The sequence below is a fragment of the Microbacterium sp. genome (genome assembly GCF_052102115.1).
Taxonomy (GTDB): Bacteria; Actinomycetota; Actinomycetes; order Actinomycetales; family Microbacteriaceae; genus Microbacterium.
The window spans coordinates 1-26,415 of the sequence record NZ_JBQDVP010000022.1 but is presented as its reverse complement, the minus strand read 5'-3'; the positions used below and the strand labels follow the sequence as shown (position 1 = coordinate 26,415).

Here is a 26,415-nt window from a genome sequence, read left to right as displayed (position 1 = left end):
CGTTGAGCGAAGGCGCGGAGCGCCGAAGACGAAACGGGTTGAGCGAGCGCAGCGAGTCGAAGCCGAGCGCCACCGACACAGGGCAGACTGGACCCCAAACGTGAGGAGTCGCAGATGACCGAGTACGAGACGATCCTGGTCGAGCAGCGCGGACGCGTCGGCTGGATCACCCTGAACCGCCCGCAGGCGCTGAACGCACTGAACGGGCAGGTTGCCGCAGACGTCACCGCCGCCGCAGTCGCCTTCGATGCGGACGACGGCATCGGTGCGATCGTCGTCACGGGATCTGAGAAGGCATTCGCTGCGGGCGCCGACATCAAGGAGATGGAGGGGATGGCGGCATCCGACATGCTCGCCACCGATCACTTCGGCGCCTGGAACGATTTCGCCGCGGTGAAGACCCCGGTGATCGCGGCCGTCTCCGGCTTCGCCCTCGGTGGCGGATGCGAGCTGGCGATGATGTGCGACATCATCCTGGCCGCCGACACGGCGAAGTTCGGGCAGCCCGAGATCAACCTCGGCGTGATCCCCGGCATGGGCGGCACACAGCGTCTCATCCGCGCGATCGGGTATTACAAGGCTGCCGAGCTCGTCCTCTCCGGACGGATGATGGGCGCCGAGGACGCGGAGCGTGCGGGGCTCGTCTCGCGGGTGGTGCCGGCATCCGATCTGCTCGACGAGACGACGAAGCTCGCCGAGGGGATCGCTTCGAAGAGCCTGCCGAGTCTGTACGCGGCAAAGGCCGCGCTGGATGCCGCGATGGAGACCACCCTCGCCGAAGGGCTCGCGCACGAGAAGCAGGCGTTCGCGGAGCTTTTCGACACCGCGGACCAGAAGGAAGGCATGGCAGCCTTCCGCGAGAAGCGGACGCCGAACTTCACGAACCGATAGACCACGCAAGGTAGACGGTAGATTTGCTCGCAGGTACCATGGTTCCATGGGGCTGAATATCAAGAACGAGAGGGTGCACAGTCTGGCGCGCGAAGCTGCGCGCGTGACGGGTGGCTCTCAGACGAGTGCGATCGAGCAGGCCCTGGAGGCATTGCTTCGCGAGCGCGGGCACGATCCTCGGCAGGCTGACCGTGACGCACGAATCGAGCGGATGCTGGAGATGGGCGCGCGGTTTCGCCGCGAAGAGCGCCCGATCTCTCGTGGGATCACGAAGGTGGAAGAGCTCTACGACGAGAAGACCGGTCTGCCGCGATGATCGTCGACAGTTCCGCGCTGTTGGCCGTCATCCAGGGCGAGCCGGAGGCTCGCGAGTGTGGCGAAGCGCTCGCCGACGACGCGTGCCGGATCTCTGCAGCGAACTGGGTGGAAGCCGGGATCGTCGTGGACAATCGCTCGCTGGAGACGCAGCGCGAGTTCGAGGAGCTGATGGCCCTGGCAGAGATCGCCATCGTGCCCGTCTCGGCTGAGCACGCGCGAATCGCGCGCGACGCCTACCGCCGCTACGGCAGAGGTGGCGGACACCCCGCACGACTCAATTATGGGGACTGCTTCGCATACGCGCTCGCCGTCACCACCGGCGAGCCGTTGCTGTTCGTCGGCGACGACTTCGGAGAGACCGACGTTCGTTCCGCGCTCTGATGCCTCACCCGCGCAGCGCGTCGAGAACCTTCTCCAGTCGCCGCTGCCGAGTCTCTTCCTGCTTGGCTTCTGCGACCTGACGGGCCATCTCCTTGCGCTTCGATGGCGCGAGGTTCTCGAACGCGGCGCGAACAGCAGGGTCGGCATCCAGCGCCTCCGCTAGGGCCAGCGGGATTTCGATGACGCGTTCATCCGTGTCGACCCGGATCCTCACGTCGATCCGCTCGCCGATCTCGACGCCCGCTTCGGCACGCGACACCTTGCTGAAACCGATCATGTTCATATCGCCCATGCGGGCCAGGCGCAGTTGGATGCTGCGGTCGCCGAAATCCACGACGACCGGAAACGTCTTGCCGGCGCCGAGTTCGGCGACCTGCTCGTCGGAGAGGATGATCGCGGCCGCAGGACCGTGACTTTCGAGGGTCGTGCTCAGCTGCAGTTCGGTCATGCGGGTCAGATTACGCCGATCGCCGTTCGACCGAAATGGCCAGTATCCGGTTGCGTTCATCGATCAGCCGGCGCAGGTACGCGCGCATGAAGAGTCGGTCCACGAGTGCGCCGATCGGCCCGAACGGTGAACGGAACGTGATGGTGTCGCGCATGAGCGTGCCATCCGGATGCTCGCGGAACACGTGCTCGTGACGGAAGGCGTCGAACGGGCCCTTAGTCTGCCGGTCGCAGAACCGGTGCGGAGCTTCGATGTCGAACACCACCGAGGTCAGGCGGAACGGGATGCCGAAGTGGCGCGCTCGCCAGGTGACGGTCGAACCCTCGGTGAAAGTGCCGCCCTCGGGGCCGTCGACCATCGTTTCGCCATAGCGTGCCATCGTCTCGACGTGGAGCGCGGGATCGAGGGATGCTGTGAACACCGCGGCTGGCGCCGCGCGGATCACGCGTTCGAGCGTGAACGCCGACATCACCGCGGCACCATCAGAGCGGATCCGGCTGCGGACGCGGATCGGTGAAGTCACCGGCATCCCGACGCAGACGCGCGACGATCGCAACGAGATCGGTGGTGTCCTCTTCACTCAGCCCGGGCTCGGCGAACACCTCCGCATTGAGGGCGTCCGTCGCGCGCTCGACCAGTGCGCGACCGCGCTCGGTGAGGGCGAGCATGGCGGCGCGACCATCGTGGGGGTGCGGTTCGCGGACGATCAATCCGTCGCGGATGAGCCGCTCGGCGGTACTCGTCACCGTGGTCGCATGCACTTGCAGGCGCGCGACCACACTCGACAACGGCAGGCGCTCTTCCCTGCTGAACGCGAGCAGGCGCAGCACTTCGAATCGGGCAAAGGAGAGCGCAAACGGCTTCAGCGCCGCGTCCACGCGTGCCAGAAGGAGCTGCTGTGCGCGCATCACCGAGATGACGGCGGTCATGCCGTCAGCGGCATCCGTCCACCCGTGCGCGACCCACTGCCGCTTCGCCTCGGCGAGCGGATCGATCGGGAGCGGACGGGATGGAGCCACGAGCTCTACGGTATCGGGCGCGCGTGACCGGCACTGTACGCCACTCTGTGTATACACTGCGACGGTCGCGGCGGGTGAACGACCCGTGAAGACTTACCGATTGGCTACATACTTCTCCTTCCCACTAGACTCAGCCCTGTCGTGAGGAGCATTCGATGAAGATCTTCGTCCTTGTCAAAGAGGTGCCTGACACCTATGGGGATCGCAAGCTGAATCTGGAGACCGGGCTGGCTGATCGTGCGGCCGGTGATGTGGTTCTGGATGAGATCACTGAGCGTGCTCTTGAGGTCGCGTTGTCTTACGCCGACAAGAACGATGGCACTGAGGTGGTCGCTCTCGCGATGGCTCCGGAGTCTTCGACGGCTTCGATTCGTCGCTCGCTCGCGATCGGTGCGGCATCGGCTGTGCATATCGTCGATGAGCAGCTCGCGGGCGCCGATCTGGGCTTGACGGCTGAGGCGCTCGCCGCCGCGATTCGCCGCGCCGAGCCCGATCTGGTGATCACCGGAAACCTTTCGACGGATGGTTCGGGTGGCATGATTCCGGCGATGCTCGCTGAGCATCTCGGTTTCGCGCAGGCGACGGCTTTGAATGCGGTGGAGATCACTGCTGACGGGGTTTCGGGTACGCGTGCGGCTGATGATGGCAGTCAGTCGGTGTCGGTGTCGTTCCCGGCGGTCATCTCGATCACCGAGGCGCTGCCGGACGCTCGGTTCCCGAACTTCAAGGGCATCATGGCGGCGAAGAAGAAGCCGCTCGAGGTGCTCTCTCTCGATGACCTCGGCGTCTCGGCTGATCCGGCCGCCGCTCCTCGCACGATCATGACGACCGTGTCCGAGAAGCCCCCGCGCGCGTCAGGTGTGAAGATCACCGATGAGGGTGACGCCGGCGCGCAGCTGGTCGAGTACCTCGTGCAGAACAGGCTGGTGTGATGATGAGCTACCCCGCAGATTCCGTCCTCGTCCTCGTCGACGTCACGCCCGCGGGCGATGCCGCCAGTTCGACCGCGGCGCTGATCGGTGCCGCGTCGCTGATCGGATCGCCGGTCGCGCTCGTCCCCGGGGGCTCACAGAGCGCGATGGATGCCGCGGCTGCCGCCGGTGCATCGGTCGTTCTGACGGCGGATGCTGACGCTGAAGTTCTCACGGTCCCGCTGGTCGACGCGGTCCAGGCCGCGTATCAGAAGGTGCAGCCGGATGCTGTGCTGATCTCGAACTCGATCACCGGGCGCGATGTCGCCGGGCGCCTCGCGGTCCGCGAGAAGCTGGCCCTGTCGGTGGATGCGACCGGCGTCTCCCGTGATGACGAAGGCATCGTCGCGCACCACTCCGTTTACGGCGGGGCGTTCCTCACGGATTCTGCGCCGACGTTCGGTGCTCCGGTCATCACGGTCCGTCAGGGCGCGGTGGATGATCGCGCTAAAGCGGTCGCCTCACCGGCTGTGGAGGCGTTGGAGGTGACAGCATCCGGTGCGGCTGCGGCGAAGGCGGGCCCTGTCGAGGTCGTCGAGGTCGAGTCGTCCCGTCCGGAACTCCGCGGGGCCGCGAAGGTCGTCTCGGGTGGCCGCGGGCTCGGCTCGAAGGAACAGTTCGTGCTCGTCGAGCAGCTCGCCGACGCACTCGGTGCCGCGATCGGCGCGTCGCGTGCCGCGGTGGATGCCGGCTACGTTCCGTATGCGCATCAGGTCGGTCAGACCGGCGTCTCAGTGTCTCCGCAGCTGTACGTGGCTGTCGGCATCTCGGGTGCGATCCAGCACCGCGCGGGCATGCAGACGGCGAAGAACATCGTCGCGATCAACAAGGATGGCGACGCCCCGATCTTCGACGTCGCTGACTTCGGCATCGTCGGTGACCTGTTCACCATCGTCCCGCAGGTCGTCGAGGCCCTCGAAGCACGGAAGAAGTAGCCATGGCGACGCGGATGCTCAGGCGCGGCCTGCCGCGCGTGGCCGGCGGAGACCCCTGGCCCCCGGCCGGTGACGCTCCGTCGGTCGTTGAGGGAGCAGAGCGAGTCGAAACGGGTTCCCCTGAAGGCTTCGACTCCTCCGTCGCTCAGCCCGTTTCGTCTCCGGCCGCTGCGCAGCCTCCGCTCAACGACCCGCACGCGGAACCTGCTGGCAGTGTGACATTACGGCGTGGGTTGCCACGCACTCCGGGGGGTGAAGCGTGGCCCCCGGCGGATGCTGTCGCCGCCGCGGCCGCGGCTGCACCGGCGGCGGAGACGCCCCCGGTCGTTGAGCGAGCCGAAGGCGAGACGAAACGGGTTGAGCGAGCGGAGCGAGTCGAAGCCACAACAGCGGCGACGGCATCCACTACAGGCGAAGCCCTCCGTCGCGGCCTCCCGCGCACGCCCGGTGGCGACCCCTGGCCGCCGGCCGGCACGACTGCACTCGTCGCAGCCGGACCTGCCGCGGCATCCGAGCCCGCCGTCGTCGCCGACGAGGTCGCGGTGTCCGTGCCCGCCCCCGAAGCATCCACCGCCGTCGCGACCGCCGACGTGAGCACGCCGTTGTCGTTCCCGCAGACCGTCTTCCCCGGCAAGAACGCCTTCAACCACCCGAAGCCCGCACCGGAACCGGCGCGCATCGGCCCGTTCACCAAGGGCCAGTGGGCCGGCGCTGTGATCGTCGGCGGAATTGCGCTGCTGGGAGCTGCGGCAATGGCCGTGCTGTTCGTCCGGTGGCTGCTGAGCCTGGAACCGCTGCAGAACTTCCTCACGACCTACCCGGGCGAGTACCACCTGCCCGACGGCGCCCCGGTCGGATTCCCGGGCTGGCTGGGCTGGCAGCACTTCCTCAACGTGTTCCTGATGGTACTGATCATCCGCTCGGGCCTCCGCATCCGAAACGAGAAACGGCCGACCGCGTTCTGGACCCCCCGCGGAAACGCGAAGGGCAAGGTCAGCCTCACGATCTGGTTCCACCAGTCCCTCGACATCCTCTGGCTGATCAACGGCGTCGTCTTCATCGTGCTGCTGTTCGTCACCGGCCAATGGATGCGGGTCATCCCCACCAGCTGGGAAGTCTTCCCCAACGCGATCTCCGCCGTCCTGCAATACATCTCACTGGACTGGCCCACCGAGAACGGCTGGGTCAACTACAACTCCATCCAGCAGCTCACCTACTTCCTGACAATCTTCATCGCCGCCCCACTCGCCGCGGTCACCGGATTCCGGATGAGCGGCATGTGGCCCCAGAAAGCCGAGAAACTCAGCAAGGCCTATCCCATCGAATGGGCACGCATGCTGCACTTCCCGGTCATGCTCTACTTCGTCGTATTCATCGCGATCCACGTCTTCCTCGTGCTCTCCACCGGAGCACTGCGCAACCTCAACCACATGTACGCCGCGCAGGGCTCGGTCGATCCGAACGCCTACGCCGACAACTGGACCGGATTCTGGTTCCTCGTGGCATCCCTCGCCGTCATCGCCGCCGCCTGGGTCGCCGCCCGACCCCTCGTGCTCGCACCGATCGCGAAGCTGTTCGGAACGGTCAGCAGCCGCTGATGGGTTCTGCTGTCGTATCCCCACGCGAAGTCCGCGTGGACAGCGGCGGCGTTGAGCTCGTCGGCGACCACTGGTCGGCAGCGACCGACGCCCAGGGTGCGGTGCTGCTGCTCCACGGCGGCGGTCAGCGCCGTCATTCCTGGCGCCGCACGGGGCAGTGGCTGGCCGAGGCCGGCTGGTCCGCCTGGGCATTCGATGCGCGCGGACACGGGGAGAGCGGCCGCTCTCCGGACGGTAACTACTCCGTGTCAGCACTGGTCGACGACGTCATCGCGATCATCGACGAGATCGGCGAGGCGCCGGTGCTCGTCGGCGCTTCCATGGGTGGGATGACCTCGCTCATCGCCGAAGGGGAGCGCGGCCCACTTGCCCGGGCGCTCGTGCTCGTCGACATCGTCGCGCGCATCGAACCTGAAGGCTCCAGCAAGATCCAGGCCTTCATGCGGAGCGCGCCGAACGGCTTCGTGAGTCTCGAAGAGGCATCCGACGCCATCGCGGCCTACAACCCGCATCGTCCGCGCCCGACCTCCGTGGACGGCCTGCGAAAGAACCTCGTGCAGCGCGACGACGGCCGCTGGCACTGGCACTGGGACCCGCGCTTCCTGGAGCGCGGCACGGAGCCCGAGCTCGAGATCCGCTACGAGCGCGCCAGTGCGGCGGCGCAGCGGATCGCCGTTCCGACGCTGCTTGTCCGCGGTGGGCACTCCGACATCGTCAGCGACGAGGGGCTCCAAGAGATGCGGGAGCTCATCCCGCACGCGCAGTCCGTCGAGGTGGGCTCGGCCGGACACATGATCGCGGGCGACGACAACGACGTGTTCACGTCGGAACTGCTGCAGTTCATCGAAGCGACGTCGCGGCGAGGCTGACGGGAGAGACTTCGACTCGCTGACGCTCGCTCAGCCCGTTTCATCTTCGGCGGCTTCGCCGCCTTCGCTCAACGACCGCCAGACCTCAGGAGCGCACGAACCGGACTTCGGTGAGCGTCTCGCCGAGGAACGGCTCGGTGTGTGTCGCGCCGTCGAGCGTGAACCCGTTGCGCGCGTAGAAGCGGTGCGCGCGGGGGTTGTCCTCGGCGACCCACAGGTACAGCGGCTCGTCCTCCACGACGGCGGCATCGAAGAGCTTCTGGCCAAGGCCGGTGGAGTGCCACTCGTGCAGCAGGTAGATGAAGTACAACTCGCGGAAGGCCGGAGCATCCCTGTCACGAGCAGGACCGGAGCCGACGAATCCGACGATCTCGCCGTCGACGAGCGCCGCGCGCATCGTGAAGTCGTCGCCCTGCGAGGCCCAGTGCGTCCACAGTTCCGCCATGCGCCGGGGAGAGACCCGTTCGAGCGCCGCCTTGCTGACCAGGTGGTCGTAGGTCTCGTGCCAGCACTGGGCGTGCACGCGGCCGAGCGCCTCCGCATCCACATCGCGAACCGGACGGACGATGACTTCAGGCTGGGCTTCGGCGCTCATGCCGCGACTCTACGCGCGCCCTTCGAGAACGGGAAATCGAGGGATGGACAACCAGAGATCGACGGTCGCGGCTGTGACCTTCCTACAATCGTCTGCGCAGATCGTGCGCCGGTGGCTACGATCGGAACTCGTGAATGTGATCTGGCGAACCCTGCTCGTGATGTGGCGCGCGCGCCGTCGACTCCGCCGTGAAGGGCGCCTCGCCCCGACCGAGATCTGCCGCATCCGCCTGACGACCCTGCCGACCGACCTCGACGTGCTCCGGCATATGAACAACGGCCGCTACCTGTCGCTGTTCGACCTGGGACGCTGGGATCTGCTCACCCGCACCGGCATGGCCGAGGCGATGAAGACCCACGGCTGGTACGGCGTCGTGGTCGCCGAGACCATCACTTTCCGCAAGTCCCTCGAACCCTGGCAGCGCTTCGACGTCGAGTCGCGTCTGATCGGCCACGACGACAAGGCGATCTACCTCGAGCACCGCGCGGTCGTCGACGGTGAGGTCTATGCACGAGCGATCATCCGCAGCCGCATGCTCAAGCGTTCCGGCGGAACGCTGTCCCACGAAGAGCTGTTCGCGGCCGTCGGGCGTCCTGAGGGCATCCCTGAGATCGATCAGTGGGTCGCGGACTGGGCGGCCTCCTCGGCGCTCCCGCCGACGCGAGCCGAAGCTCCCAGCATCTGGCAGTGACCGCAAGCGCCCGGATGCCGTGGGGGAACGCAGCGACGGCGTAGAGTGTCACCGCCGCAAGCGGGGTCGGCGAACCTAGGCTGATCTCATGTCAGAGTCGTCCGATCCGAAAGCCGTTCCGCTCGCCGATCGTGCCGTCGAACTCGCGCAGCGATGGATCATCGAAGCATCCGAGGCTGAGGTCGACCCGGCGGCGGCCCGGCTGGCCGATGTTCTGCAGGATGAGAACGGGCTCCCCTTCACCCTCGGATTCGTCGACGGCGTCATGCGGCCCGAGAGCTTGTCCGCCGCAGCATCCCAACTGCAGCGGATCGCCCCGATCGTGCCCGAGTTCCTGCCCTGGTACCTGCGCGGTGCTGTGCGGATCGGCGGAGCCGTCGCGCCGGTGCTGCCCGCGCCCGTGGTGCCGATCGCTCGCCGCGTGCTGCGCGAGATGGTCGGACACCTCGTCATCGACGCGCGCCCCGCGAAGCTCGGCGCGGCGATCGAGAAGATCCGCTCCTCCGGCGCGCGGCTGAACCTGAACCTGCTGGGCGAAGCCGTGCTCGGTGAAGATGAGGCCAGGCGCCGACTCGACGGCATCCATGACCTCATCCGCCGCGACGACGTCGACTACGTGTCGGTGAAAGTCTCGTCGGTGATGAGCCACCTGTCGATGTGGGCGTTCGACGAAATCGTCGACGCGGTCGTCGAGCGCCTGATCCCGCTGTACATCACCGCGGCCAGAACCGGCACCTTCATCAACCTCGACATGGAGGAATACCGCGACCTCGACCTCACGATCGCGGTCTTCACCCGCATCCTCGAAGACCCGCGCCTGCTGCTGCTCGAAGCCGGCATCGTCCTGCAGGCCTACCTGCCCGATGCACACGGCGCCATGCGCGAGCTGACCGCCTGGGCGAAGACGCGCGCCGAGCACGGCGGAGCGGCGATCAAGGTGCGGCTCGTCAAGGGAGCCAACCTGCCGATGGAACGGGTGGATGCCGTCATCCACGGCTGGCCGACGGCCACCTACGAGACCAAACTCGACACCGATGCGAACTACCTGCGCATCCTCGACGAGGCGCTGCGACCGGAGAACACCGCCGCTGTCCATGTCGGGATCGCCGGTCACAACTTGTTCGGGATCGCCTACGCCTGGCTGCTGGCCGGTGAACGCGGCGTCCGCGGCGAGATCGACTTCGAGATGCTGCTCGGCATGGCCCAGGGCCAGGTCGCGGCCGTCTCGCGCGAGGTCGGGCAGGTGCTGCTGTACGTGCCGGTCGTGAGCCCTGCGGAGTTCGACGTCGCCATCAGTTATCTGGTCAGGCGGCTGGATGAGAGCGCTGAGCAGGACAACTTCCTCTCCGCGGCCTTCCACCTGCACGACGACGAGAGCCTGTTCACGCGCGAGCGCGACCGCTTCCTGACAGCCCTCGACCGCTCCCACGCGCCCACGCTGCGATCGGTGCCGTTCCGCGCGCAGAATCGTCAGTCCCCGGTGCATGAGTCGCTGCGCTCGACGGCGCCGGCCCCCGCGGACGAGGGGGAACTCACCCAGGCCGTGCTCGGCATCGCCCGTGGCTCCAGCGGCGAGGCGTTCGTCGAGACCGCGGTGTACTCGCGGCGCGAAGTCGACGCTGAATCGTCCGGTGCCCCCGGTTTCCACAACACTGCCGACAGCGACCCGGCTCTGCCGGCGAACCGGGAGTGGGCCCGCGGCATCCGATCGCGAATCGCCTCGTCGACCGCGGGCGACAACACGCTTCGAGCGGCACGCATCGACGACGGCGCGCTTCTCGAGGAGACGATCGGGCGGGTGCTCACGGGCGCCCCGTCCTGGGGTGCGCGCCCCGCGTCGGAGCGGGCCGAGGCGCTGCTGCGCGCCGCCGCCGCCCTCGAATCGCGTCGGGCGGAACTGATCGAGGTCGCCGCCTCCGAGACCGGCAAGGTGCTCGCCGAGGCGGATATCGAGGTCAGCGAGGCCGTCGACTTCGCCCGCTTCTACGGGGCGAAAGCCCGCGAACTGGATGCCGTGGCCGGCGCCGCGTTCGAGCCCGCGCGGCTCACGGTGGTCGCGCCCCCCTGGAACTTCCCCCTGGCGATCCCGGCCGGCGGCATGCTCGCTGCGCTCGCCGCAGGGTCCGGCGTCGTCTTCAAGCCCGCGCCGCAGGCACGGCGCTGCGCCGCCGTGATCGCCGAGGCGCTGTGGGAGGCCGGCATCCCGCGCGACGTGCTCGCGCTCGTCGACATCGAAGAGGGGGAGCTCGGCCAGCGTCTCATCGCGCACGAGGCCGTGGACCGGGTCATCCTCACCGGGTCCTGGGATACCGCTGCGCTGTTCCGCTCCTGGCGCCCGGACTTGCCGCTGCTCGCCGAGACGAGTGGGAAGAACGCGATCGTCGTCGCCCCGTCCGCCGATCTCGACCTCGCCGTCGCCGACCTCGTCAAGAGCGCGTTCGGTCACGCCGGCCAGAAGTGCTCGGCCGCGTCGCTCGTGATCCTCGTCGGCCCGGTCGGGCGCTCCAAACGCTTCGCGCGCCAGCTGGTGGATGCCGTCCGCTCCCTGCACGTCGGGTGGCCGACCGACGCCCTGAACGAGGTCGGGCCCGTCATCGAGAAACCGCAGGGCAAGCTCGCCTGGGCGCTCTCCGAGCTCGAGGATGACGAGCAGTGGCTGATCAAGCCGGCGCCGGTCGCCGACGACGAGTCGGGGCGCCTGTGGCACCCGGGCGTGCGCGTCGGCGTGGAGCCGGGGTCGCGCTTCCACCTCGAAGAGTTCTTCGGACCGGTGCTCGGCATCATGCACGCCCCGAACCTCGACCGGGCGATCGAGATGCAGAACGCCGTCGCCTACGGTCTCACCGCCGGCCTGCACACGCAGGATCCGGAAGACCTGGAGACGTGGCTCGGCGCCGTGCAGGCCGGCAACCTCTACGTGAACCGCGGCATCACCGGCGCCATCGTGCAGCGCCAGCCCTTCGGCGGATGGAAGCGCTCGTCGGTGGGGCCGGGGACGAAGGCGGGCGGACCGAACTACCTGATCGGCTTGGGCAGCTGGCGGGCGCGCAGCGGCGGACCGGCTTCCAGCACCCTGCACCTGCGCGGGCTCGACTCGCGCATCACGGCGCTCATCGAGGCGGCTCAGCCGTCGCTCGACTTCGAGAGCTTCGAGTGGCTGCGCCGCGCCGCCCTGTCGGATGCCATCGCGTGGGACCGCGAGTTCGGGCAGGTGCGCGACGTGTCGCAGCTCGGAGTCGAACGCAACCTCTTCCGGTATCGACCGCTGCCGGTGATGATCCGTGCCGCGGGGGATGCGGGCTGGCACGAGCTGCTGCGCATCGTCGTCGCCGGCATCCGCACCGGCTCGACGTTCTTCCTCTCGACGCCGGTGGGCCTGCCGGCCGAGGTGCGCCGGACGCTCTCCGAGCTGCGCGTGCCGGTCGCGGTCGAAAGCGATGCGGACTGGGTCGAGCGGATGTCGCGTCCGGCCGGGCATGACGAGGCGGAAGCCCAGGCGCGCGCCTCGCGCGTGCGCCTGGTGGGGACACGGGATGCCGTCGCGGCCCTGCACCGCGCGCTCGCCGAGGCGACTGGGGGAGACCCCGACCTCGCCATCTACGACGGGGAGGTCACCTCTACCGGGCGCATCGAGCTGCTGCCGTTCGTGCACGAGCAGGCGATCAGCATCACCGCGCACCGCTTCGGAAACCCCGACGACTGGAGCGCCGCCGTCATCTGACGTGGCCCTGGGGCGCCCCTGCCTCGCCGAGACTGCATTCCGCGGATGAACTCGCGCGGAATCCCGTGCGTCTCATCCGCGCAGTGCAGTCTCGCAGGTTTCGCGGGCGGGCTGATGTAAAAGATTCTTGACAAGCGTACTGCAACCGCAGTACCTTCAAGGTGTCAAGAATCTTTTACATCGGAGGTCGTTATGGTCTACGCAGAACGCACGGTTTGGGCGACGCTGATCGCTACGGCCGTGCTCATCCCCGGCTACATCATCGTCATCATGCAGCAGGCGGGTAACGGGCCGCTCACGGACGTCGACTGGTTCCCGATCATGCTGTGGGCGACCGGAATCAGCATCGTCGGAGCCATCGTCATCGGCATCCTCTGGGGAATCACCGTCGGCCTGCGGGATGTGAAGGGCGTGACCACCTCCGACATCCGCGATCGCGACATCGACCGGATGGGCGGGCGCGTCGAGCACTCGCTGCTCACGATCGCCGGGATCGGCGTGATCGTCCTGTGTGCGGTCGGAGCCGACGTCTTCTGGATCGCGAACGCCATGTTCCTCGGATTCGCGATCTCGACCTTCATCGGTGGCATCGCCCGCATCGTCGCCTACCGGCGAGGGCTCGTCTGATGGTCAAGCCCACTCTCGTCACCAACAGCATCCGCTCTCGCCGCGAGGAGGCCGGGATCACCCAGGCCGATCTCGCCGGGCGCATCGGCGTGACGCGACAGACGCTGATCGCCATCGAGCAGGGAAAATACTCGCCCACGCTCGAACTCGCCTTCCAGATCGCCCGTGCTTTCGAGGTCGGCATCGACGACCTCTTCCAATATCCGGAGGACTGAGATGAACGCCACGATCACGAAGACCATGCCCGCCTGGTTGAACGACGAGTACGGCACCGCCAGCGGCACCAGGAAGGAGACGGTGCCCACCCCGCAGCCCGGACGCGGTGAGGTGCTGCTGCACATCCGCGCCACGGCGCTCAACGCCGCTGACGTGCGGCTCATGCTGGGCGATCCGCTGCTGATGCGGCTCGCCTTCGGGTTGCGCCGACCGAAGCAGCCGATCCGCGGCAACGATGTCGCCGGCACGATCGTCGCGGTCGGCGAGGATGTCGATGTCGACCTGATCGGCGATGAGGTCCTCGCGGAGCTGGACGGCGGCGGCCTCGCCCCCTTCGCCGTCGCCCGTGTCGACCGGCTCGTCACCCGCCCCGAAGCGCTCGCACCCGAGGTCGCGGCGACCCTACCGATCGCGGGCGGCACCGCCGTGCAGGCGCTCGATGCGGCGGCCGTGAGTGCCGGTCAGCGGGTGCTCATCATCGGCGCATCCGGGGGAGTGGGCACCTTCGCCGTGCAACTGGCAGCCCTTCGGGGTGCTGAAGTGTGGGCGACCTGCGGTGAGCCCAACCGCGAGCTCGTCGAGTCGCTCGGCGCCACGCGCACGTTCGACTACCGCACCACCGATCTCGCCACGCTGCCCGCATCCTTCGACGCGATCATCGAGATCGCTGGCTCCCGCCCACTGGCGCAGCTCAGGCGCCTGCTGACGCCGACCGGTGCCGTCGCTATGGTCGGCGGCGACGGCGGGCACGTGCTCGGCCCGATCCCGCGGATGCTGGGGGCGCTGTTCCTGTCGATCGGCTCTCGCCGCAGCATCCGGATGGTCGCCGCCGTCACGAAGCGCGACGTCAACGAGCAGCTCGTCGCGCTCGCGACCGAGGGGAGGATCGCGCCCGTGATCGAGCAGACTCTGCTCTGGGTAGCCGGCGTGGACGGCCTCGCGCGGCTCGAATCCGGCCACGCCGTCGGCAAGGTCGTGGTGCGTGGGCGGGAGTGACCGCATCGGCCCGCGAGACTGCATTGCGCGGACGAGACCGCGTGGAATCACGTGCCTCTCGTCCGCGCAATGCAGTCTCGGAGGGGTGTCGCTGGCGAATGCTCAGGACTGGATGCCAGAATAAAACCGGCGTGCCTGTGTCGCATCTTCCTCGCCCTCGGCTCCTTCGCCTGTCGAAGGGACGAGCGGGTCGAACTTCCGACGGGCCCCTGGACAGCGTCCGCCGCATCTCTTCGAGGAGCAAGATGTCGACGCCAGAAACCGTCACCGTTCCCACGCCCGTCCGCACCGCGCAGCATCGTCGGTACTTGATGTGCAAGCCGTCGCACTTCACGGTCAGCTACAAGATCAATCCGTGGATGGAACCGGCCAAGCCCACCGACACGGCCAACGCCATCGCCCAGTGGCAGAAGCTGCACGACCTGTACCTTGAGCTCGGCCACGAGGTCGAACTCATCGAGCCGCTCGCCGGCTACCCCGACATGGTCTACACCGCCAACGGCGGTTTCCTCATCGACGGTCGCGCGTACGTGCCGAAGTTCCGGTTCACTGAGCGGGCCGGTGAAGCGCCCGCGTTCGCCGACTGGTTCCGGGCGAACGGCTTCGACACCGTCGAGCCCGAAGAGGTCAATGAGGGCGAGGGCGACTTTCTGCTCGTCGGCGATACGATCCTCGCCGGCACCGGCTTCCGCTCCACCGGCGACAGCCACCGTGAGGTCGGTGAAGTGTTCGGCCGCGAGGTCGTCTCGCTGAACCTCGTCGACCCGCGCTTCTACCACCTCGACACGGCCATCTCCGTGCTCGATCCGGTCGAGGGCGTGGCGAACGGTGGCCCGGAGAAGGCCAACATCGCCTACCTGCCGGGGGCCTTCGACGACGCCAGCCGCGCCATCCTCGAGGAGCGCTACCCGGACGCCATTCTCGTCGCCGATGCAGACGGAGCCGTGTTCGGGTTGAACTCCGCCAGCGACGGATACAACGTCATCATCTCGCCGCGGGCCACCGGGTTCGAGAAGCAGCTGCGCGAGCGCGGATACAACCCCATTACCGTCGACCTGTCCGAGCTGCTCCTCGGTGGCGGCGGCATCAAGTGCTGCACCCTCGAACTGCGCGGTGCGCGCACGGAGGCGACCGCATGACCGGAACGACGAGCCTCGAGCCTCACGTCGCCGAGAACTACAGCCCCCTGCCGGTGACGGTCGCCTCCGCCGAGGGCGTCTGGGTCACCGACACCGAGGGCAAGCGCTATCTCGACCTGCTCGCCGCGTACTCGGCCGTCAACTTCGGCCACCGGCATCCGTCCCTCGTCGAGGCCGCGACCGAGCAGCTCGGGCGAGTGACACTCACCAGCCGCGCGTTCATGAACGATCGCCTCGAGCCGTTCGCCGCCGCTGTCGCCCGGTTGTGCGGCAAGGACCTCGTCCTGCCGATGAACACCGGCGCCGAAGCCGTCGAGACCGGCATCAAGGTCGCCCGCGCGTGGGGCTACCGCGTCAAGGGGATCGCCGAGGGCACGGCGCGAATCGTCGTGGCCGCAGGAAACTTCCACGGTCGCACGACGACCATCGTCAGCTTCAGCGACGACGACACCGCCCGCAGCGGGTTCGGCCCGTTCACGCCCGGTTTCGACGCGGTTCCGTACGGAGATGCGGATGCCGTCGCCGCCGCCATCACGGACGAGACCGCCGCCGTGCTCATCGAACCCATCCAGGGCGAGGCCGGCGTCATCATCCCGCCCGAGGGATACCTCACGCGGATCCGCGAGATCTGCGACGAGAAGAACGTGCTCTTCATCGCCGACGAGATCCAGGCCGGGCTCGGCCGAGTCGGCGAGACCTTCGCGTGCGACCGTGAGAACGTCGTGCCCGACCTCTACCTGCTGGGCAAGGCGCTCGGCGGCGGCATCCTGCCCGTATCCGCCGTCGTCGGCAACCGTGATGTGCTCGGTGTCATCCGCCCGGGCGAGCACGGTTCGACCTTCGGTGGCAACCCGCTGGCTACCGCCGTGGGCCTGCGCGTGGTCGAGATGCTCGAGACCGGTGAGTTCCAGGAACGTGCCCGTCAGCTCGGTGCACACCTGCAGCAGGGGCTCGAGAAGCTGGTCGGAAACGGTGTCACCGGCATCCGGGTCGCGGGACTCTGGGCCGGCGTCGACATCGACCCTGCACGGGGAACCGGGCGCGAGATCAGCGAGAAGCTCATGGAGCGCGGCGTTCTCGTCAAGGACACCCACGGCCAGACGATCCGCATCGCGCCGCCGCTGGTGATCCGGGCCACCGAGATCGACTGGGCGCTCGAGCAACTGCGCCTGGTGCTGGCGGGCTGAGGCGGTTTCGGCTCGGGCGCCTCGCTCAACGCCCCGCAGTACCAGCGTACGGGCGTTGAGCGAGCGCAGCGAGACGAAGCGGGTTGAGCTCGATCCTGGCGCAGCATCCGCTCAGGTCACTTCTGCAGGTCTCCTGCCTCCGTGCCCGCTGTCAATGTCTCCGGCAAGCTACGAATGCCGATGATGCCGATGAGGCTGAGAGCCACCAGGTAGCCCGCCACGAGCCAAGGGGTTCCGCCCGTCAGGGCGACCAGGGCCGTGGCGACCAGTGGGGCGGTGCCTCCGACGAGCGCTGCCGGTATCTCGCGTGAGATCGCGATGCCGCTCCACCGCATTCGGGTCGGGAACAGCTCGGCCAACATCGCGGCGCTGACGCCGATCGTCCCGCCCTGAATCACGGCGAGCCCGAGGATCAGCGACAGACCGACCAGCCAGGAGTTCTCGGTGTTGAACAGCCAGAACATCGGGAACGCGAACACCACGCCGAAAATCGCGGCGGTCATGAGCACGGGTTTGCGGCCGATGCGGTCGGCGAGGCGACCGCAGAGCAGAGTGACCGGGATCGTCAGCAGCTCGGCGACGACAAGACCGATGAGGGCATGCGTCGGATTCACCGACAACGTACCGGTGGTGTAGGACAGCGAGAACGTCTGGACGACGTAGACCCAGGGCAGTGCGAAGACGAACAGTGCCATCCCAGCGAGAAGCACACGCCAGTGGCTGCGAACCGCTTCGACCAGCGGCGCCGAGGTGACTTCGCCGTGTCGCTCGGCTGCTTCGAACGCGGCCGTCTCCTTCACTCGCAGTCGGAAGTACAGCGCGAACGCGACGATGACGATGCTGGCGACGAAGGGGAGTCGCCAGCCCCAGGCCTGGAACTGGTCCTTCGGCAACAGGCTGATCAGCGCGAAGGCGACCGTGGCCAGCGCCATTCCGACATACACCGCGGACCCGGGGAAGCCCGCGATGAACGCCCGGTTCCGGTTCGGAGCCGACTCGCTCGCCATCGTCATCGCCCCGGCGAACTCAGCTCCTGCACCGGCGCCCTGGAACAATCGCAGCACGATGAGCAGGATCGGTGCCCAGACACCGATGACCTCGCCGGTGGGGAGCAGGCCGATCAGCGTCGTCGCCAGCCCCATCATCAGCAGGGTCACCAGCAGCGTGGTCTTCCGGCCGATCCGGTCGCCGAAATGCGCGAAGATGAGGCCGCCGATCGGACGGGCACCGAATCCCACCGCGAAGCCTGCGAAGGCCCCGAGAAGTCCGGCCAGGTCACCGGCGCCCGGGAAGAACAGCGGGGCGAACACCAGCGCCGACGCGAGCCCGTACAACGTGAAGTCGTACCACTCGATGATCGTCCCGACGGAGCTGCCGATCACCGCCCGTCGGCGTTGGCCACGGGAGTCGAGTCCGGATCTGTCGATGTCGTCGGTGGGCGCGGTGGCCATGGCACTCCTTCGTGGGGCGGGGGAGTCCGCATGCGGCGCAAGCGTCGGCGGACACAACGAGGACCAGGCTAGGTTCAGCTGGCGTGCGGGGTACATGTGCTTCCCACACATGTACCTGGCCTCACCATGGGGTGGTGGCACAGCCCCGCATTTGCGCGGCGGCCGTGTCAGTCGGTGCGTTCGGTGCGTTCCGTGCGGATAGGGGTGGTCGCCGCGGCCACTTCGTCGCTGAACTCGACCGGGTCCACCCGGGGGATACTGATCGGCCTGGTCTCGTCGAGCGTGAGCCGGAAGCGGGAATTCTCCGCGCGCCGCAGCCGACCGGATCCGATGATCCACGCCAGCCCGATCGCCATGGCGAGCAGGCCCGCGACGCCGCCGAGGACGATCGCGGCTCGGGGGCCGGCGACATCCGTGACCCACCCCGCGATGGGGGCGCCGACCGGCGTCGAGCCCATCACGACGGCCATGTAGAGGGCGAGGACGCGCCCTCGCAACAGCGGGTCGGTCGTGGTCTGCACATAGCCGTTGGCGGTGGTCAGCATGGTGACGGTCGAGAAGCCGACGAAGACCAGCACGATGGCGTAGGTCCAGTAAGTCGGCATGGCTGCCGAGACGATGGATGCCGCTCCGAACAGACCCGCCGCGACGATCAGGACGCGCACGCGGGCGCGGTCGCGCCGCGCCGCGAGCAGCGCACCAGCGAGCGATCCGATCGCCAATACCGAGCTCAGGATGCCGTACCCGTCGGCCTCGCGCCCGAACTCGAGCGCCATCGTCGAGGCGAAGATCGGGAAGTTCATGCCGAACGCCCCGATGAGGAACACCATCACGAACACGACCTTGAGATCGCTCCGCGCCCAGACGTAGCGGAACCCCTCGGCGAGGCCGGTGCGCCCCCGGCTCTTGACGCGCGGCAGCAGCTCGCCGCGGCGGATCAGGAGCAGGGCGATGAGCATGGCGAGGAAGGTCGCGGCGTTCACGACGAACACCCATCCGGTGCCGACCGCGACGATCAGCAGGCCCCCGACGGCGGGGCCGATCAGACGGGCCATATTGAAGGAAGCCGAGTTCAGGGCGACGGCGTTGGAAGCATCCTCCAGCGTCACCATGTCGGAGACGAACGCCTGACGCGCCGGCGCGTCGAACGCGTTCGTGATGCCGAACACGAGGGCGAACCCGAACATCAGCGGCAGGGTCATCACACCCGTGAGCAGCAACGCGGCGACCGCCAGGGCCAGCAGCATCAGCACCGACTGCGTCAGCAGCAGGATCTTGCGCCTGTCGAACCGGTCGGCCACCCAGCCGGTGACGCTGACGAGGACCAGGGGAGGCCCGAACTGCAGCGCCATCGTGAAGCCCATGGCCGCGGCGTCGTTGTTCGTCAGCTCGGTGAGCACGACCCAGTCCTGGGCGGTCGCCTGCATCCAGCCGCCGATGTTGGAGACGAGCGCGCCGAGGAACCAGATCCGGTAGTTGAACGTCGAGAACGAGCGGAACATCGCGGTCATCGCTCGGCCACCTTCCGCATCAGGGCCGCCGCTTCCCGGAGGGTGCGCAGCTCCTTCGCACTGAAATCGAGCTCGGCGATGGCATCCGCCAGGGCGGCGTCGCGCTTATGCACGGTCGCGCTGACGATGTCGGTGCCGGCATCCGTGATCTCGATATACACGCGACGCCGGTCGTCTTCGGAGGGTACGCGGATGACCAGACCAGCTTCGGCGAGCGCGTCCACCGCCGCGGACATCGTGGGGGCGCTCACCCGCTCACGCTGGGCCAGCTCGCCGATGGCGAGCCGTCCCTGCGACCGCAGGTTCGCCAGCACCGCGAAGTGCGCATCGCTGAGGTTGTCGCTCGCGCGCTCGCGACGGAGACGTCGGGCGAGGCGGAAGGTGGACAGACGCAGGTCGGTCGCGGTGGCGTGGAGAAGATCGTCAGGTTCCGTCATTACTTAGGTAGTCTAACTAAGTTTTCTGACTGCGGGCTCGGAACGGATGCTGCACACAGCACCTCTGACACGGGGCGCGCGGTGACCCTAGACTCGTCGCATGCCCCAGACCCGTGAGTTCACCGACGCGCACGGCGTCGTGATCGTCTACGACGTTCATGCTGCGGAGGGGGCGCCGCGCGGTGTCGTGCAGCTGCTGCACGGAGTCGGGGAGCACGCTGGCCGCTACGTCGCGCTGATCGCCGAGCTCACGGCTGCCGGCTTCATCGTGTACGCCGACGATCATCGTGGACACGGACGCACCGGCATCCACCAGCACACGGGGCCGGCGAAGCTCGGCCGTCTCGGTAAGGGCGGGCTGCGCGCAGCCACGGCGGCGGTGTGGCAGCTGACGGGCATCATCCGCGACGAGCATCCGGATCTTCCGCTGGTCCTGCTCGGGCACTCGTGGGGGTCGTTCCTGGCGCAGAAGCTGGTGAACGAGCATCCCGAGGCGTGGGATGCCGTGGTGCTGACCGGTTCCGCCCTGCTCACGGTGCGCGACCTGAACGCTGCGCCGTTGAACGCCCGCTGGGAGGGCAAAGATGCGACCGGCTACGAGTGGCTCAGCCGTGACAAGACGGTCTGGAAGGAGTTCGACGACGACCCGCTCACCACGAACGTGCCGCTGCTGAAGCTGTTCGGTCCGATCGAGGCGCTGAAGCTCTACGGGCGGCCGGCGAAGAACCTCGGTCACGACATCCCGATGCTGCTGCTGGTCGGCGGCGATGACCCGGTCGGCGGGCCGCACAGCGTGCACAAGCTCGCCGACGCGTACCGCACGCGATCGGGGCTCACCGATGTCACCACCCTCGTCTACCCCGACGCCCGGCACGAGATCTTCAACGAGCTGCAGCAGCAGGAGGTCCGCGCCGACCTGCTCGCCTGGCTCGACAAGCACGTTCCGGTGGAGTGAGGGGCGCTGAGCCGGCTTCGGCTCGCTGCGCTCGCTCAGCCCGTTTCGTCTGCGGGGCTGCGCCCCTCCGCTCAACGACCCGCATGTGTCTGGGGCGTCGATGGTTCGGAGCCCCTGCGGGGCGTCGATGGTCCGGAGCCCCCTGCGGGTCGTTGAGCGAGCGGAGCGAGACGAAACGCGGTGAGCGCGGAGCGCAGCGACGAGTCGAAGCGTTCTCGCTCCCAGCGGCTTAAGCTGGACTCGTGCATGGTGAGTACAAGGTTCCCGGTGGAAAGCTCGTCGTCGTCGATGTCGAGGTCGCAGACGGCAGACTGACGGACTTCCGTCTCGCCGGCGACTTCTTCCTCGAGCCGGACTCGGCGCTCGAAGACATCAACGCGGCCGTCAACGGATTGCCGGCGGAGTCGGATGCCACGGTGATCGCCGACGCGGTGCGCGCGGCCCTTCCCGCCGGAGCGCAACTGCTCGGCTTCAATCCCGAGTCGGTCGGCACCGCGGTGCGCCGCGCACTGGTCACGGCACCCGGCTGGCGCGATTTCGACTGGGAGATCGTGCACGAGAAGGCTGTCTCGCCGCGGCTGAACCTTGCGCTCGACGAAGTGCTGACCTCTCGCGTCGGCGAGGGCCGCCGTCGCCCGACGCTGCGGATCTGGGAGTGGGAGGAGTCTGCCGTCGTCATCGGCTCGTTCCAGTCGTACCGCAACGAGGTCGACCCCGAGGGGGCGGCGAAGCACGGCTTCGATGTGGTCCGTCGCATCTCCGGCGGAGGGGCGATGCTCATGGCCGCAGGGCAGATCATCACGTACTCGCTGTACGTGCCAGCATCCCTCGTGCAGGGCCTCACGTTCGCCGACTCGTACGCGTTCCTCGATGACTGGGTGCTGCAGGCCCTGCGTTCGGTCGGCGTCGATGCGACCTACCAGCCGCTCAACGATATCGCGAGCCCGACCGGCAAGATCGGCGGAGCCGCGCAGAAGCGCCTCGCCAACGGCGGCGTGCTGCACCACGCGACGATCTCGTACGACATCGACGGTCAGGTGATGACCGAGGTGCTGCGCATCGGCAAGGAGAAGCTCAGCGACAAGGGCACGGCCTCAGCGGCCAAGCGCGTCGACCCGCTGCGCACGCAGACCGGGCTCAGCCGCGCCGAGATCATCGAGAGCTTCAAGGCCACGTTCCGTGCACTGACGGATGCCGAGGACGGCACGATCACGCCCGACGAGTACGCCGACGCCGAGGCGCTCGTCGAATCGAAGTTCGGGGTCGACGCCTGGCTGCAGCGTGTTCCTTGAGCACTGACCGGGGCGCGGTCGCCATCATCCAGGGCGACAACCTCGCCGTCGCGCAGACTCTGCCGTCGGCATCCTTCACGCTCGTGTACCTGGACCCGCCGTTCAACACCGGCCGCGCGCAGGAGCGACAGGTGGTCACCGCGCGTCGCACTTCGGGCGAAGACGTGCCGGCGGGTGAGATCCGGCACGGGTTCCACGGGCACGAGTACGAGCGGGTGCGGGGCATGCTGCGCACCTATGACGACCGGTTCGACGACTACGGCGAGTTCCTCATGCCGCGGCTGGAAGAAGCATGGCGCCTGCTCGCCGACGACGGCACGCTGTATCTGCACCTCGACTACCGCGAAGCGCACTACGCCAAGGTGATGCTCGACGCGGTCTTCGGCCGTGACTCGTTCCTCAACGAGCTCATCTGGGCCTACGACTACGGCGCGAAGTCGCGCAGCCGCTGGCCGACCAAGCACGACACGATCCTCGTGTACGTGAAGACTCCCGGCGCGCACGTGTTCAACGCCGACGACATCGACCGCGAGCCCTACATGGCGCCCGGGCTCGTCACCGCCGAGAAGGCCGCTCGCGGCAAGCTGCCCACCGACGTGTGGTGGCACACGATCGTTCCGACCACCGGACGGGAGAAGACCGGCTATCCGACGCAGAAGCCCGAGGGAGTCCTCCGCCGGATCGTGCAGGCCTCCAGCCGTCCCGGCGACCGGGTGCTCGACCTGTTCGCCGGGTCCGGCACGACCGGAGCCGTCGCATCCGCCCTCGGGCGTGATGCCGTGCTCGTCGACGACAATCCCGAAGCGATCCGCATCATGCAGCAGCGGATGCCGCACGCCGAGGTGTCGACGGCAGCGACCTGAACCCGCGCCTCAGTTGCGCACCCGACCGTCGTGCAGCTCGAGCACGTCGTCGATCGAGGTGAACTCGGAAGCGTCGTGCGTGACGGCGATCACGGCGGTGCCCGCGTCCGTGAGGCGTGTGACTGACGCGGCGATGATCGCCCGCGAGCGTGCGTCGAGCCCGGACATCGGCTCGTCGAGCAACACGAGGTCCGCCCGTTGCACGAGCACCTGCGCCAGGAGGGCGCGCTGACGCTGCCCTCCGGAGAGCGTGCCGATCGGGCGTCGGGCGAGATCGGTGAGTTCGACGGCCGCGATGGCTTCGGTGACGGCGTCGCGGTCTGCCCTGCGGGACGGGCGCCATGCTCCGAGGCGCGCCCACGTACCCATCGCGACGACGTCGGTGACGGTCAGAGGCAGGTGCGGCGCGAGTGCTGTGGACTGCGGCAGGAGGGCGATGCGCGTGTGCGGCCCCATCTCGACGACGCCGCTATCGGCGGGGAGGAGTCCGGCCGCCACCGAGAGCAACGTCGACTTGCCCGATCCGTTCGGGCCGACGACGAGCAGCAGCTGTCCGGCCTGCACCTGAGCGTTGACGCCATCGAGCGCCGGATGCCCGTCACGCGTCACGCCGATGCCCCGCAAGGAGAGCACGCGCATGGTCGGCAGAGCAGCGGAAGGAGAAAGCATCACTCTAGTATTGCAAATGATAATCAATCTCAATAACTGCTACAGTCGCTGATTGTGTCATTCCTGCTGGATCCCTTCACTGTCTCGTTCGTGCAGCGCGCCCTCCTCACCGGCGCCCTCGTCGCCGTCATCTGCGGCGTCGTCGGCACCTGGGTCGTGCTGCGCGGGATGGCCTTCCTCGGCGAGGCGATGGCACACGGGATGCTGCCGGGAATCGCCGTCGCGACCCTCCTCGGCGTTGCGCCGATCTTCGGCGCCGCGGTCAGTGCGGCAGCCATGTCGGTCGGCATCGGGATGCTGCAACGCCGCGGGCGCCTCTCCGCAGACACCAGCATCGGGCTGCTGTTCGTTGCCAGCCTCGCCCTCGGCGTCATCATCATCTCCGCATCACGAAGCTTCGCGACCGACGCCACCGCCATCCTGTTCGGCGACATTCTCGCGGCGTCCGCAGCCGACATCATCATGCTGGCGGTCGTCGCCGTCATCGCCCTCGTCGTGGCAGCCGGCGGCCACCGCTCCTTCGTCGCGATCACCGTCGACCCCCGGCAGGCGCAGCTGCTCGGCCTCCGCCCGCGCGTCGCCCACGTGCTCCTGGTCGGCCTGATCACCCTCGCGGTCGTCGCCGCGTACCAGGCGGTCGGGTCGCTGCTCGTGGTGGGGATGCTGCTCGGCCCTGCTGTCGCGGCCGGGCGCTGGACGACCCGCATCCCGACCGCGATGGCGCTCGCCGGGCTGATCGGCACCGTCGCCGTCGCGCTCGGTCTGTTCATCTCCTGGCACGCAGGGACCGCCGCCGGTGCCACGATCGCGTTCGTCGCGATCCTGTCCGCTGTCGTCTCGGCCCTCGCTCGCCGCCTCCTGTCCCCGACCTCGCCGGGGCGCATTCGCGTCCCTGCCGAAAGGACCTCATGAGACTCCGCTTCGCCGCTGCCTGCGGCATCCTGCTTCTCGCCCTCACCGCCTGTTCCCCGGCTCCCGTGAGCGCAGGGTCGCCGAGCTCCGAGACCGGCGACGGTCACGGCGAGATCGAGGGAGCGCACGAACTCGCCGAACCCGCCCTGCACCTGGCGACCGTTGACGCCGCAGGCGTGGCGCACCACCTGGATCTGCTCGACGAGGAACCGTCGATCCTCGCCGAGGTCGAACCGATCGACGACCTCGTCTCTGACGGCAGATACCTGTTCGGCATTCGGGAAGGGTCTGTCACCGTGATCGACAGCGGCGTCTGGACCTGGAGTCACATCGATCACTTCCACTACTACGAGGCACCCGCGAAGGTTGTCGGCGAGATCACCGGCCCCGGCAGTGCCGCCGTCGTCCCCGGAGAGGTCGGCGTCGGGCTGCTGTTCGGCGGCGAAGCCGTCCTGATCGACACGGCCGCCCTCGCCGAGGGAGAGATCGTGGAGAGCTTCCGTGTGCCCGTCGATGCGCACGACGGGCTCGTCGTCCCGCTGAAACAGGGCGCTGCCATCACCGAGCCGGATGGATCGGGCGCCGTGCAGGCACTCCGGGTGTTCGCGGAGGACGGCACGGCGGGGGAGTCCATCCCCTGCGCTGCGGCCGCCGGCACCATCACCACCGTGGTCGGCACCGTCGTCGGCTGCGCCGACGGTGCTGCGCTCGCCGTCGGCGGGGACGCCGGCGAATGGGAGCGCATCGCCTACCCGACGGATGCCGAATCGGAGGCTGCAGCGCAGGCCGCGTCGTTCGCCGCCCGCAAGAGCCGCCCGACCGTCGCCGCACTCGCCGGTGACGCGGCGGTTGGAGGCACAGAGTTCTGGATGCTGGATACGCGGGAGCGGACATGGACGCTCCACGACGTGGGGGAGGAGATCGTGCGGGTCGCCGCCGTCGACGACGACGCCTCACGGGTTCTCGCGCTCACCGCCGACGGCGCCGTGCTCGTGTTCTCGGACGGCGAGGTCACCGCTCGGACCGAGCCGCTCGTCGCAGCATCCCTCGCCGACCCTGACCTCGCAGCCGGCGTGACCTTCGTGGTCGACCAGCAGCGCGCCTACCTGAACGGGCCCGCTGAGCAGACGATGTGGGAGATCGACCCGGCGGACGGCGCACGGCTCTCGCGCACGTTCGAAAACGCCGAACCGCTGCACCTTGCTGGGACTGGACGATGAGCCGGGACCGGACGATGAGCCGGGACCGGACGATGAGCAGATACCGAACGATGAGGCGCGCCGCCGCCGCCCTGCTCGCTGTCTTCGCCGCCGCCGGTGCGCTTGCCGGATGCTCGTCGCCGGCCGACGATCGGCCCAGCATCTACGTGACCACGAACATCCTCGGTGACGTCGTCGAAGAGATTGCCGGAGACCGACTCGAGGTGGTCACGCTGATGGCACCTGGCGCCGATCCGCACTCGTTCGAGCTCTCCGCTCAACAGGCAGCGGGGATGCGCGACGCCGATCTCATCGTCGCGAACGGGTTGGGGCTCGAGGAGGGTCTGACCCAGCACGTCGAGGCCGCGTCCGACGACGGCGTTCCCGTCGTAAAGGCGGGAGTCCACGTCGATGTGCTCGAGTACTCCGAGGGCGCAGGTCCCGACCCGCACTTCTGGACCGACCCCGGGCAGATGGTGCTCGTCGTCGACGCGATCGCGCCGCTGATCGCAGAGCTCGCCGGA

28 protein-coding genes are annotated in these 26,415 nt (G+C 68.2%); 20 read left to right on the top strand and 8 right to left on the bottom strand.

Annotation, left to right across the window (positions count from 1 at the left end):
- Positions 1-114: 114 nt before the first annotated feature.
- From ACTICP_RS08785 to ACTICP_RS08775, 3 genes are read left to right on the top strand one after another with little or no spacing between them, the layout of a single operon-like run.
- Positions 115-891: an enoyl-CoA hydratase-related protein gene (locus ACTICP_RS08785; RefSeq protein ID WP_441891465.1), complete on the top strand. Its 777-nt coding sequence runs from the start codon at positions 115-117 to the stop codon at positions 889-891.
- A 46-nt stretch (positions 892-937) separates the two neighbouring features.
- Entirely contained in the window at positions 938-1,207 is a 270-nt protein-coding gene (locus tag ACTICP_RS08780; protein WP_441891463.1) for a type II toxin-antitoxin system VapB family antitoxin, read from the top strand.
- Positions 1,204-1,590 (top strand): type II toxin-antitoxin system VapC family toxin, encoded by a 387-nt coding sequence (locus tag ACTICP_RS08775; protein ID WP_441891461.1) that lies wholly within the window; start codon positions 1,204-1,206, stop codon positions 1,588-1,590. The genes ACTICP_RS08780 and ACTICP_RS08775 overlap by 4 nt, the downstream gene beginning before the upstream one ends.
- Before the next feature lie 4 nt (positions 1,591-1,594).
- On the opposite strand, the gene ACTICP_RS08770 is transcribed toward ACTICP_RS08775, so the two are convergent.
- Genes ACTICP_RS08770 through ACTICP_RS08760 form a run of 3 tightly spaced genes read right to left on the bottom strand, consistent with a single transcriptional unit; the run spans position 1,595 to position 3,057 of the window.
- Entirely contained in the window at positions 1,595-2,038 is a 444-nt protein-coding gene (locus ACTICP_RS08770; RefSeq protein ID WP_441891459.1) for a YdeI/OmpD-associated family protein, read from the bottom strand.
- Between the two features lie 10 nt (positions 2,039-2,048).
- Entirely contained in the window at positions 2,049-2,507 is a 459-nt protein-coding gene (locus ACTICP_RS08765; protein ID WP_441891504.1) for an SRPBCC family protein, read from the bottom strand.
- A gap of 13 nt (positions 2,508-2,520) precedes the next feature.
- Positions 2,521-3,057 carry a MarR family winged helix-turn-helix transcriptional regulator gene (locus ACTICP_RS08760; RefSeq protein ID WP_441891457.1) on the bottom strand — a complete coding sequence of 179 codons (537 nt, stop codon included), beginning with the start codon at positions 3,055-3,057 and terminating at the stop codon, positions 2,521-2,523.
- Between the two features lie 155 nt (positions 3,058-3,212).
- On the opposite strand from ACTICP_RS08760, the gene ACTICP_RS08755 reads away from it, so the two are divergent.
- From ACTICP_RS08755 to ACTICP_RS08740, 4 genes are all read left to right on the top strand, one after another.
- Positions 3,213-3,989, top strand: a complete 777-nt coding sequence (locus ACTICP_RS08755) for an electron transfer flavoprotein subunit beta/FixA family protein (protein WP_441891455.1) — start codon at positions 3,213-3,215, stop codon at positions 3,987-3,989.
- Positions 3,989-4,963: an electron transfer flavoprotein subunit alpha/FixB family protein gene (locus ACTICP_RS08750; protein WP_441891453.1), complete on the top strand. Its 975-nt coding sequence runs from the start codon at positions 3,989-3,991 to the stop codon at positions 4,961-4,963. Before ACTICP_RS08755 ends, ACTICP_RS08750 begins: the two co-directional genes overlap by 1 nt.
- Positions 4,964-5,196: 233 nt before the next feature.
- Positions 5,197-6,561, top strand: a complete 1,365-nt coding sequence (locus ACTICP_RS08745; protein ID WP_441891451.1) for a cytochrome b/b6 domain-containing protein — start codon at positions 5,197-5,199, stop codon at positions 6,559-6,561.
- Complete coding sequence (locus ACTICP_RS08740) at positions 6,561-7,430, top strand: alpha/beta fold hydrolase (RefSeq protein ID WP_441891449.1); 870 nt, start codon at positions 6,561-6,563, stop codon at positions 7,428-7,430. The genes ACTICP_RS08745 and ACTICP_RS08740 overlap by 1 nt, the downstream gene beginning before the upstream one ends.
- Positions 7,431-7,515: 85 nt before the next feature.
- On the opposite strand, the gene ACTICP_RS08735 is transcribed toward ACTICP_RS08740, so the two are convergent.
- Complete coding sequence (locus ACTICP_RS08735) at positions 7,516-8,025, bottom strand: GNAT family N-acetyltransferase (RefSeq protein WP_441891447.1); 510 nt, start codon at positions 8,023-8,025, stop codon at positions 7,516-7,518.
- Positions 8,026-8,155: 130 nt separating this feature from the next.
- On the opposite strand from ACTICP_RS08735, the gene ACTICP_RS08730 reads away from it, so the two are divergent.
- The 7 genes from ACTICP_RS08730 to rocD all read left to right on the top strand — a co-directional run bounded on the left by ACTICP_RS08730 (position 8,156) and on the right by rocD (position 16,602).
- Positions 8,156-8,716, top strand: a complete 561-nt coding sequence (locus ACTICP_RS08730; RefSeq protein WP_441891502.1) for an acyl-CoA thioesterase — start codon at positions 8,156-8,158, stop codon at positions 8,714-8,716.
- An 88-nt stretch (positions 8,717-8,804) separates the two neighbouring features.
- Positions 8,805-12,437 (top strand): proline dehydrogenase family protein, encoded by a 3,633-nt coding sequence (locus ACTICP_RS08725; RefSeq protein WP_441891445.1) that lies wholly within the window; start codon positions 8,805-8,807, stop codon positions 12,435-12,437.
- A 192-nt stretch (positions 12,438-12,629) separates the two neighbouring features.
- Complete coding sequence (locus ACTICP_RS08720; RefSeq protein WP_441891443.1) at positions 12,630-13,064, top strand: hypothetical protein; 435 nt, start codon at positions 12,630-12,632, stop codon at positions 13,062-13,064.
- The gene (locus tag ACTICP_RS08715; RefSeq protein ID WP_366210712.1) at positions 13,064-13,279 is read left to right on the top strand and encodes a helix-turn-helix transcriptional regulator; all 216 of its coding nucleotides are present in this window, start codon (positions 13,064-13,066) and stop codon (positions 13,277-13,279) included. Before ACTICP_RS08720 ends, ACTICP_RS08715 begins: the two co-directional genes overlap by 1 nt.
- 1 nt (position 13,280) lies before the next feature.
- Positions 13,281-14,276 carry an NAD(P)-dependent alcohol dehydrogenase gene (locus ACTICP_RS08710; RefSeq protein ID WP_441891441.1) on the top strand — a complete coding sequence of 332 codons (996 nt, stop codon included), beginning with the start codon at positions 13,281-13,283 and terminating at the stop codon, positions 14,274-14,276.
- 245 nt (positions 14,277-14,521) lie between these two features.
- On the top strand, positions 14,522-15,415 hold the full coding sequence (gene ddaH / locus ACTICP_RS08705) for a dimethylargininase (RefSeq protein WP_441891439.1): 894 nt from the start codon (positions 14,522-14,524) through the stop codon (positions 15,413-15,415).
- Positions 15,412-16,602 carry an ornithine--oxo-acid transaminase gene (gene rocD, locus ACTICP_RS08700; protein WP_441891437.1) on the top strand — a complete coding sequence of 397 codons (1,191 nt, stop codon included), beginning with the start codon at positions 15,412-15,414 and terminating at the stop codon, positions 16,600-16,602. The genes ddaH and rocD overlap by 4 nt, the downstream gene beginning before the upstream one ends.
- Before the next feature lie 116 nt (positions 16,603-16,718).
- Here rocD and ACTICP_RS08695 read toward each other — a convergent pair whose 3' ends face one another.
- From ACTICP_RS08695 to ACTICP_RS08685, 3 genes are all read right to left on the bottom strand, one after another.
- Entirely contained in the window at positions 16,719-18,053 is a 1,335-nt protein-coding gene (locus ACTICP_RS08695; protein WP_441891435.1) for an MFS transporter, read from the bottom strand.
- 167 nt (positions 18,054-18,220) lie between these two features.
- Positions 18,221-19,555, bottom strand: coding sequence for an MFS transporter (locus ACTICP_RS08690; protein WP_441891500.1), 1,335 nt, complete (start codon positions 19,553-19,555; stop codon positions 18,221-18,223).
- A 5-nt stretch (positions 19,556-19,560) separates the two neighbouring features.
- Positions 19,561-20,001 (bottom strand): MarR family winged helix-turn-helix transcriptional regulator, encoded by a 441-nt coding sequence (locus ACTICP_RS08685; protein WP_441891433.1) that lies wholly within the window; start codon positions 19,999-20,001, stop codon positions 19,561-19,563.
- A 100-nt stretch (positions 20,002-20,101) separates the two neighbouring features.
- On the opposite strand from ACTICP_RS08685, the gene ACTICP_RS08680 reads away from it, so the two are divergent.
- The 3 genes from ACTICP_RS08680 (at position 20,102) to ACTICP_RS08670 (ending at position 23,111) form a co-directional block, all read left to right on the top strand.
- Complete coding sequence (locus tag ACTICP_RS08680) at positions 20,102-20,956, top strand: alpha/beta fold hydrolase (RefSeq protein ID WP_441891431.1); 855 nt, start codon at positions 20,102-20,104, stop codon at positions 20,954-20,956.
- A 242-nt stretch (positions 20,957-21,198) separates the two neighbouring features.
- Positions 21,199-22,248 carry a lipoate--protein ligase family protein gene (locus tag ACTICP_RS08675; RefSeq protein ID WP_441891429.1) on the top strand — a complete coding sequence of 350 codons (1,050 nt, stop codon included), beginning with the start codon at positions 21,199-21,201 and terminating at the stop codon, positions 22,246-22,248.
- Complete coding sequence (locus tag ACTICP_RS08670) at positions 22,245-23,111, top strand: DNA-methyltransferase (RefSeq protein ID WP_441891427.1); 867 nt, start codon at positions 22,245-22,247, stop codon at positions 23,109-23,111. Before ACTICP_RS08675 ends, ACTICP_RS08670 begins: the two co-directional genes overlap by 4 nt.
- 9 nt (positions 23,112-23,120) lie before the next feature.
- On the opposite strand, the gene aztA is transcribed toward ACTICP_RS08670, so the two are convergent.
- Positions 23,121-23,780, bottom strand: coding sequence for a zinc ABC transporter ATP-binding protein AztA (gene aztA, locus ACTICP_RS08665; protein WP_441891425.1), 660 nt, complete (start codon positions 23,778-23,780; stop codon positions 23,121-23,123).
- 54 nt (positions 23,781-23,834) lie between these two features.
- On the opposite strand from aztA, the gene aztB reads away from it, so the two are divergent.
- The 3 genes from aztB to ACTICP_RS08650 all read left to right on the top strand — a co-directional run.
- Positions 23,835-24,692, top strand: a complete 858-nt coding sequence (gene aztB, locus ACTICP_RS08660) for a zinc ABC transporter permease AztB (RefSeq protein ID WP_441891424.1) — start codon at positions 23,835-23,837, stop codon at positions 24,690-24,692.
- Complete coding sequence (locus tag ACTICP_RS08655; RefSeq protein WP_441891422.1) at positions 24,689-25,912, top strand: hypothetical protein; 1,224 nt, start codon at positions 24,689-24,691, stop codon at positions 25,910-25,912. Before aztB ends, ACTICP_RS08655 begins: the two co-directional genes overlap by 4 nt.
- A gap of 32 nt (positions 25,913-25,944) precedes the next feature.
- A partial coding sequence (locus ACTICP_RS08650; RefSeq protein ID WP_441891420.1) for a metal ABC transporter solute-binding protein, Zn/Mn family occupies positions 25,945-26,415 on the top strand: 471 nt, incomplete at its 3' end.

Excerpts from the sequence above, each read along its gene's own strand:
- ACTICP_RS08740 (WP_441891449.1), top strand. The coding sequence starts at position 6,561 with ATGGGTTCTGCTGTCGTATCCCCACGCGAAGTCCGCGTGGACAGCGGC.
- ddaH (WP_441891439.1), top strand. The coding sequence starts at position 14,522 with ATGTCGACGCCAGAAACCGTCACCGTTCCCACGCCCGTCCGCACCGCG.
- ACTICP_RS08680 (WP_441891431.1), top strand. The coding sequence starts at position 20,102 with ATGCCCCAGACCCGTGAGTTCACCGACGCGCACGGCGTCGTGATCGTC.
- ACTICP_RS08685 (WP_441891433.1), bottom strand. The coding sequence starts at position 20,001 with ATGACGGAACCTGACGATCTTCTCCACGCCACCGCGACCGACCTGCGT.
- ACTICP_RS08690 (WP_441891500.1), bottom strand. The coding sequence starts at position 19,555 with ATGTTCCGCTCGTTCTCGACGTTCAACTACCGGATCTGGTTCCTCGGC.
- ACTICP_RS08780 (WP_441891463.1), top strand. The coding sequence starts at position 938 with ATGGGGCTGAATATCAAGAACGAGAGGGTGCACAGTCTGGCGCGCGAA.
- ACTICP_RS08755 (WP_441891455.1), top strand. The coding sequence starts at position 3,213 with ATGAAGATCTTCGTCCTTGTCAAAGAGGTGCCTGACACCTATGGGGAT.
- ACTICP_RS08695 (WP_441891435.1), bottom strand. The coding sequence starts at position 18,053 with ATGGCCACCGCGCCCACCGACGACATCGACAGATCCGGACTCGACTCC.
- ACTICP_RS08750 (WP_441891453.1), top strand. The coding sequence starts at position 3,989 with ATGATGAGCTACCCCGCAGATTCCGTCCTCGTCCTCGTCGACGTCACG.
- ACTICP_RS08655 (WP_441891422.1), top strand. The coding sequence starts at position 24,689 with ATGAGACTCCGCTTCGCCGCTGCCTGCGGCATCCTGCTTCTCGCCCTC.
- ACTICP_RS08725 (WP_441891445.1), top strand. The coding sequence starts at position 8,805 with ATGTCAGAGTCGTCCGATCCGAAAGCCGTTCCGCTCGCCGATCGTGCC.
- ACTICP_RS08765 (WP_441891504.1), bottom strand. The coding sequence starts at position 2,507 with ATGTCGGCGTTCACGCTCGAACGCGTGATCCGCGCGGCGCCAGCCGCG.
- rocD (WP_441891437.1), top strand. The coding sequence starts at position 15,412 with ATGACCGGAACGACGAGCCTCGAGCCTCACGTCGCCGAGAACTACAGC.
- ACTICP_RS08770 (WP_441891459.1), bottom strand. The coding sequence starts at position 2,038 with ATGACCGAACTGCAGCTGAGCACGACCCTCGAAAGTCACGGTCCTGCG.
- ACTICP_RS08785 (WP_441891465.1), top strand. The coding sequence starts at position 115 with ATGACCGAGTACGAGACGATCCTGGTCGAGCAGCGCGGACGCGTCGGC.
- aztA (WP_441891425.1), bottom strand. The coding sequence starts at position 23,780 with ATGCTTTCTCCTTCCGCTGCTCTGCCGACCATGCGCGTGCTCTCCTTG.
- ACTICP_RS08720 (WP_441891443.1), top strand. The coding sequence starts at position 12,630 with ATGGTCTACGCAGAACGCACGGTTTGGGCGACGCTGATCGCTACGGCC.
- ACTICP_RS08715 (WP_366210712.1), top strand. The coding sequence starts at position 13,064 with ATGGTCAAGCCCACTCTCGTCACCAACAGCATCCGCTCTCGCCGCGAG.
- ACTICP_RS08735 (WP_441891447.1), bottom strand. The coding sequence starts at position 8,025 with ATGAGCGCCGAAGCCCAGCCTGAAGTCATCGTCCGTCCGGTTCGCGAT.
- ACTICP_RS08775 (WP_441891461.1), top strand. The coding sequence starts at position 1,204 with ATGATCGTCGACAGTTCCGCGCTGTTGGCCGTCATCCAGGGCGAGCCG.
- ACTICP_RS08710 (WP_441891441.1), top strand. The coding sequence starts at position 13,281 with ATGAACGCCACGATCACGAAGACCATGCCCGCCTGGTTGAACGACGAG.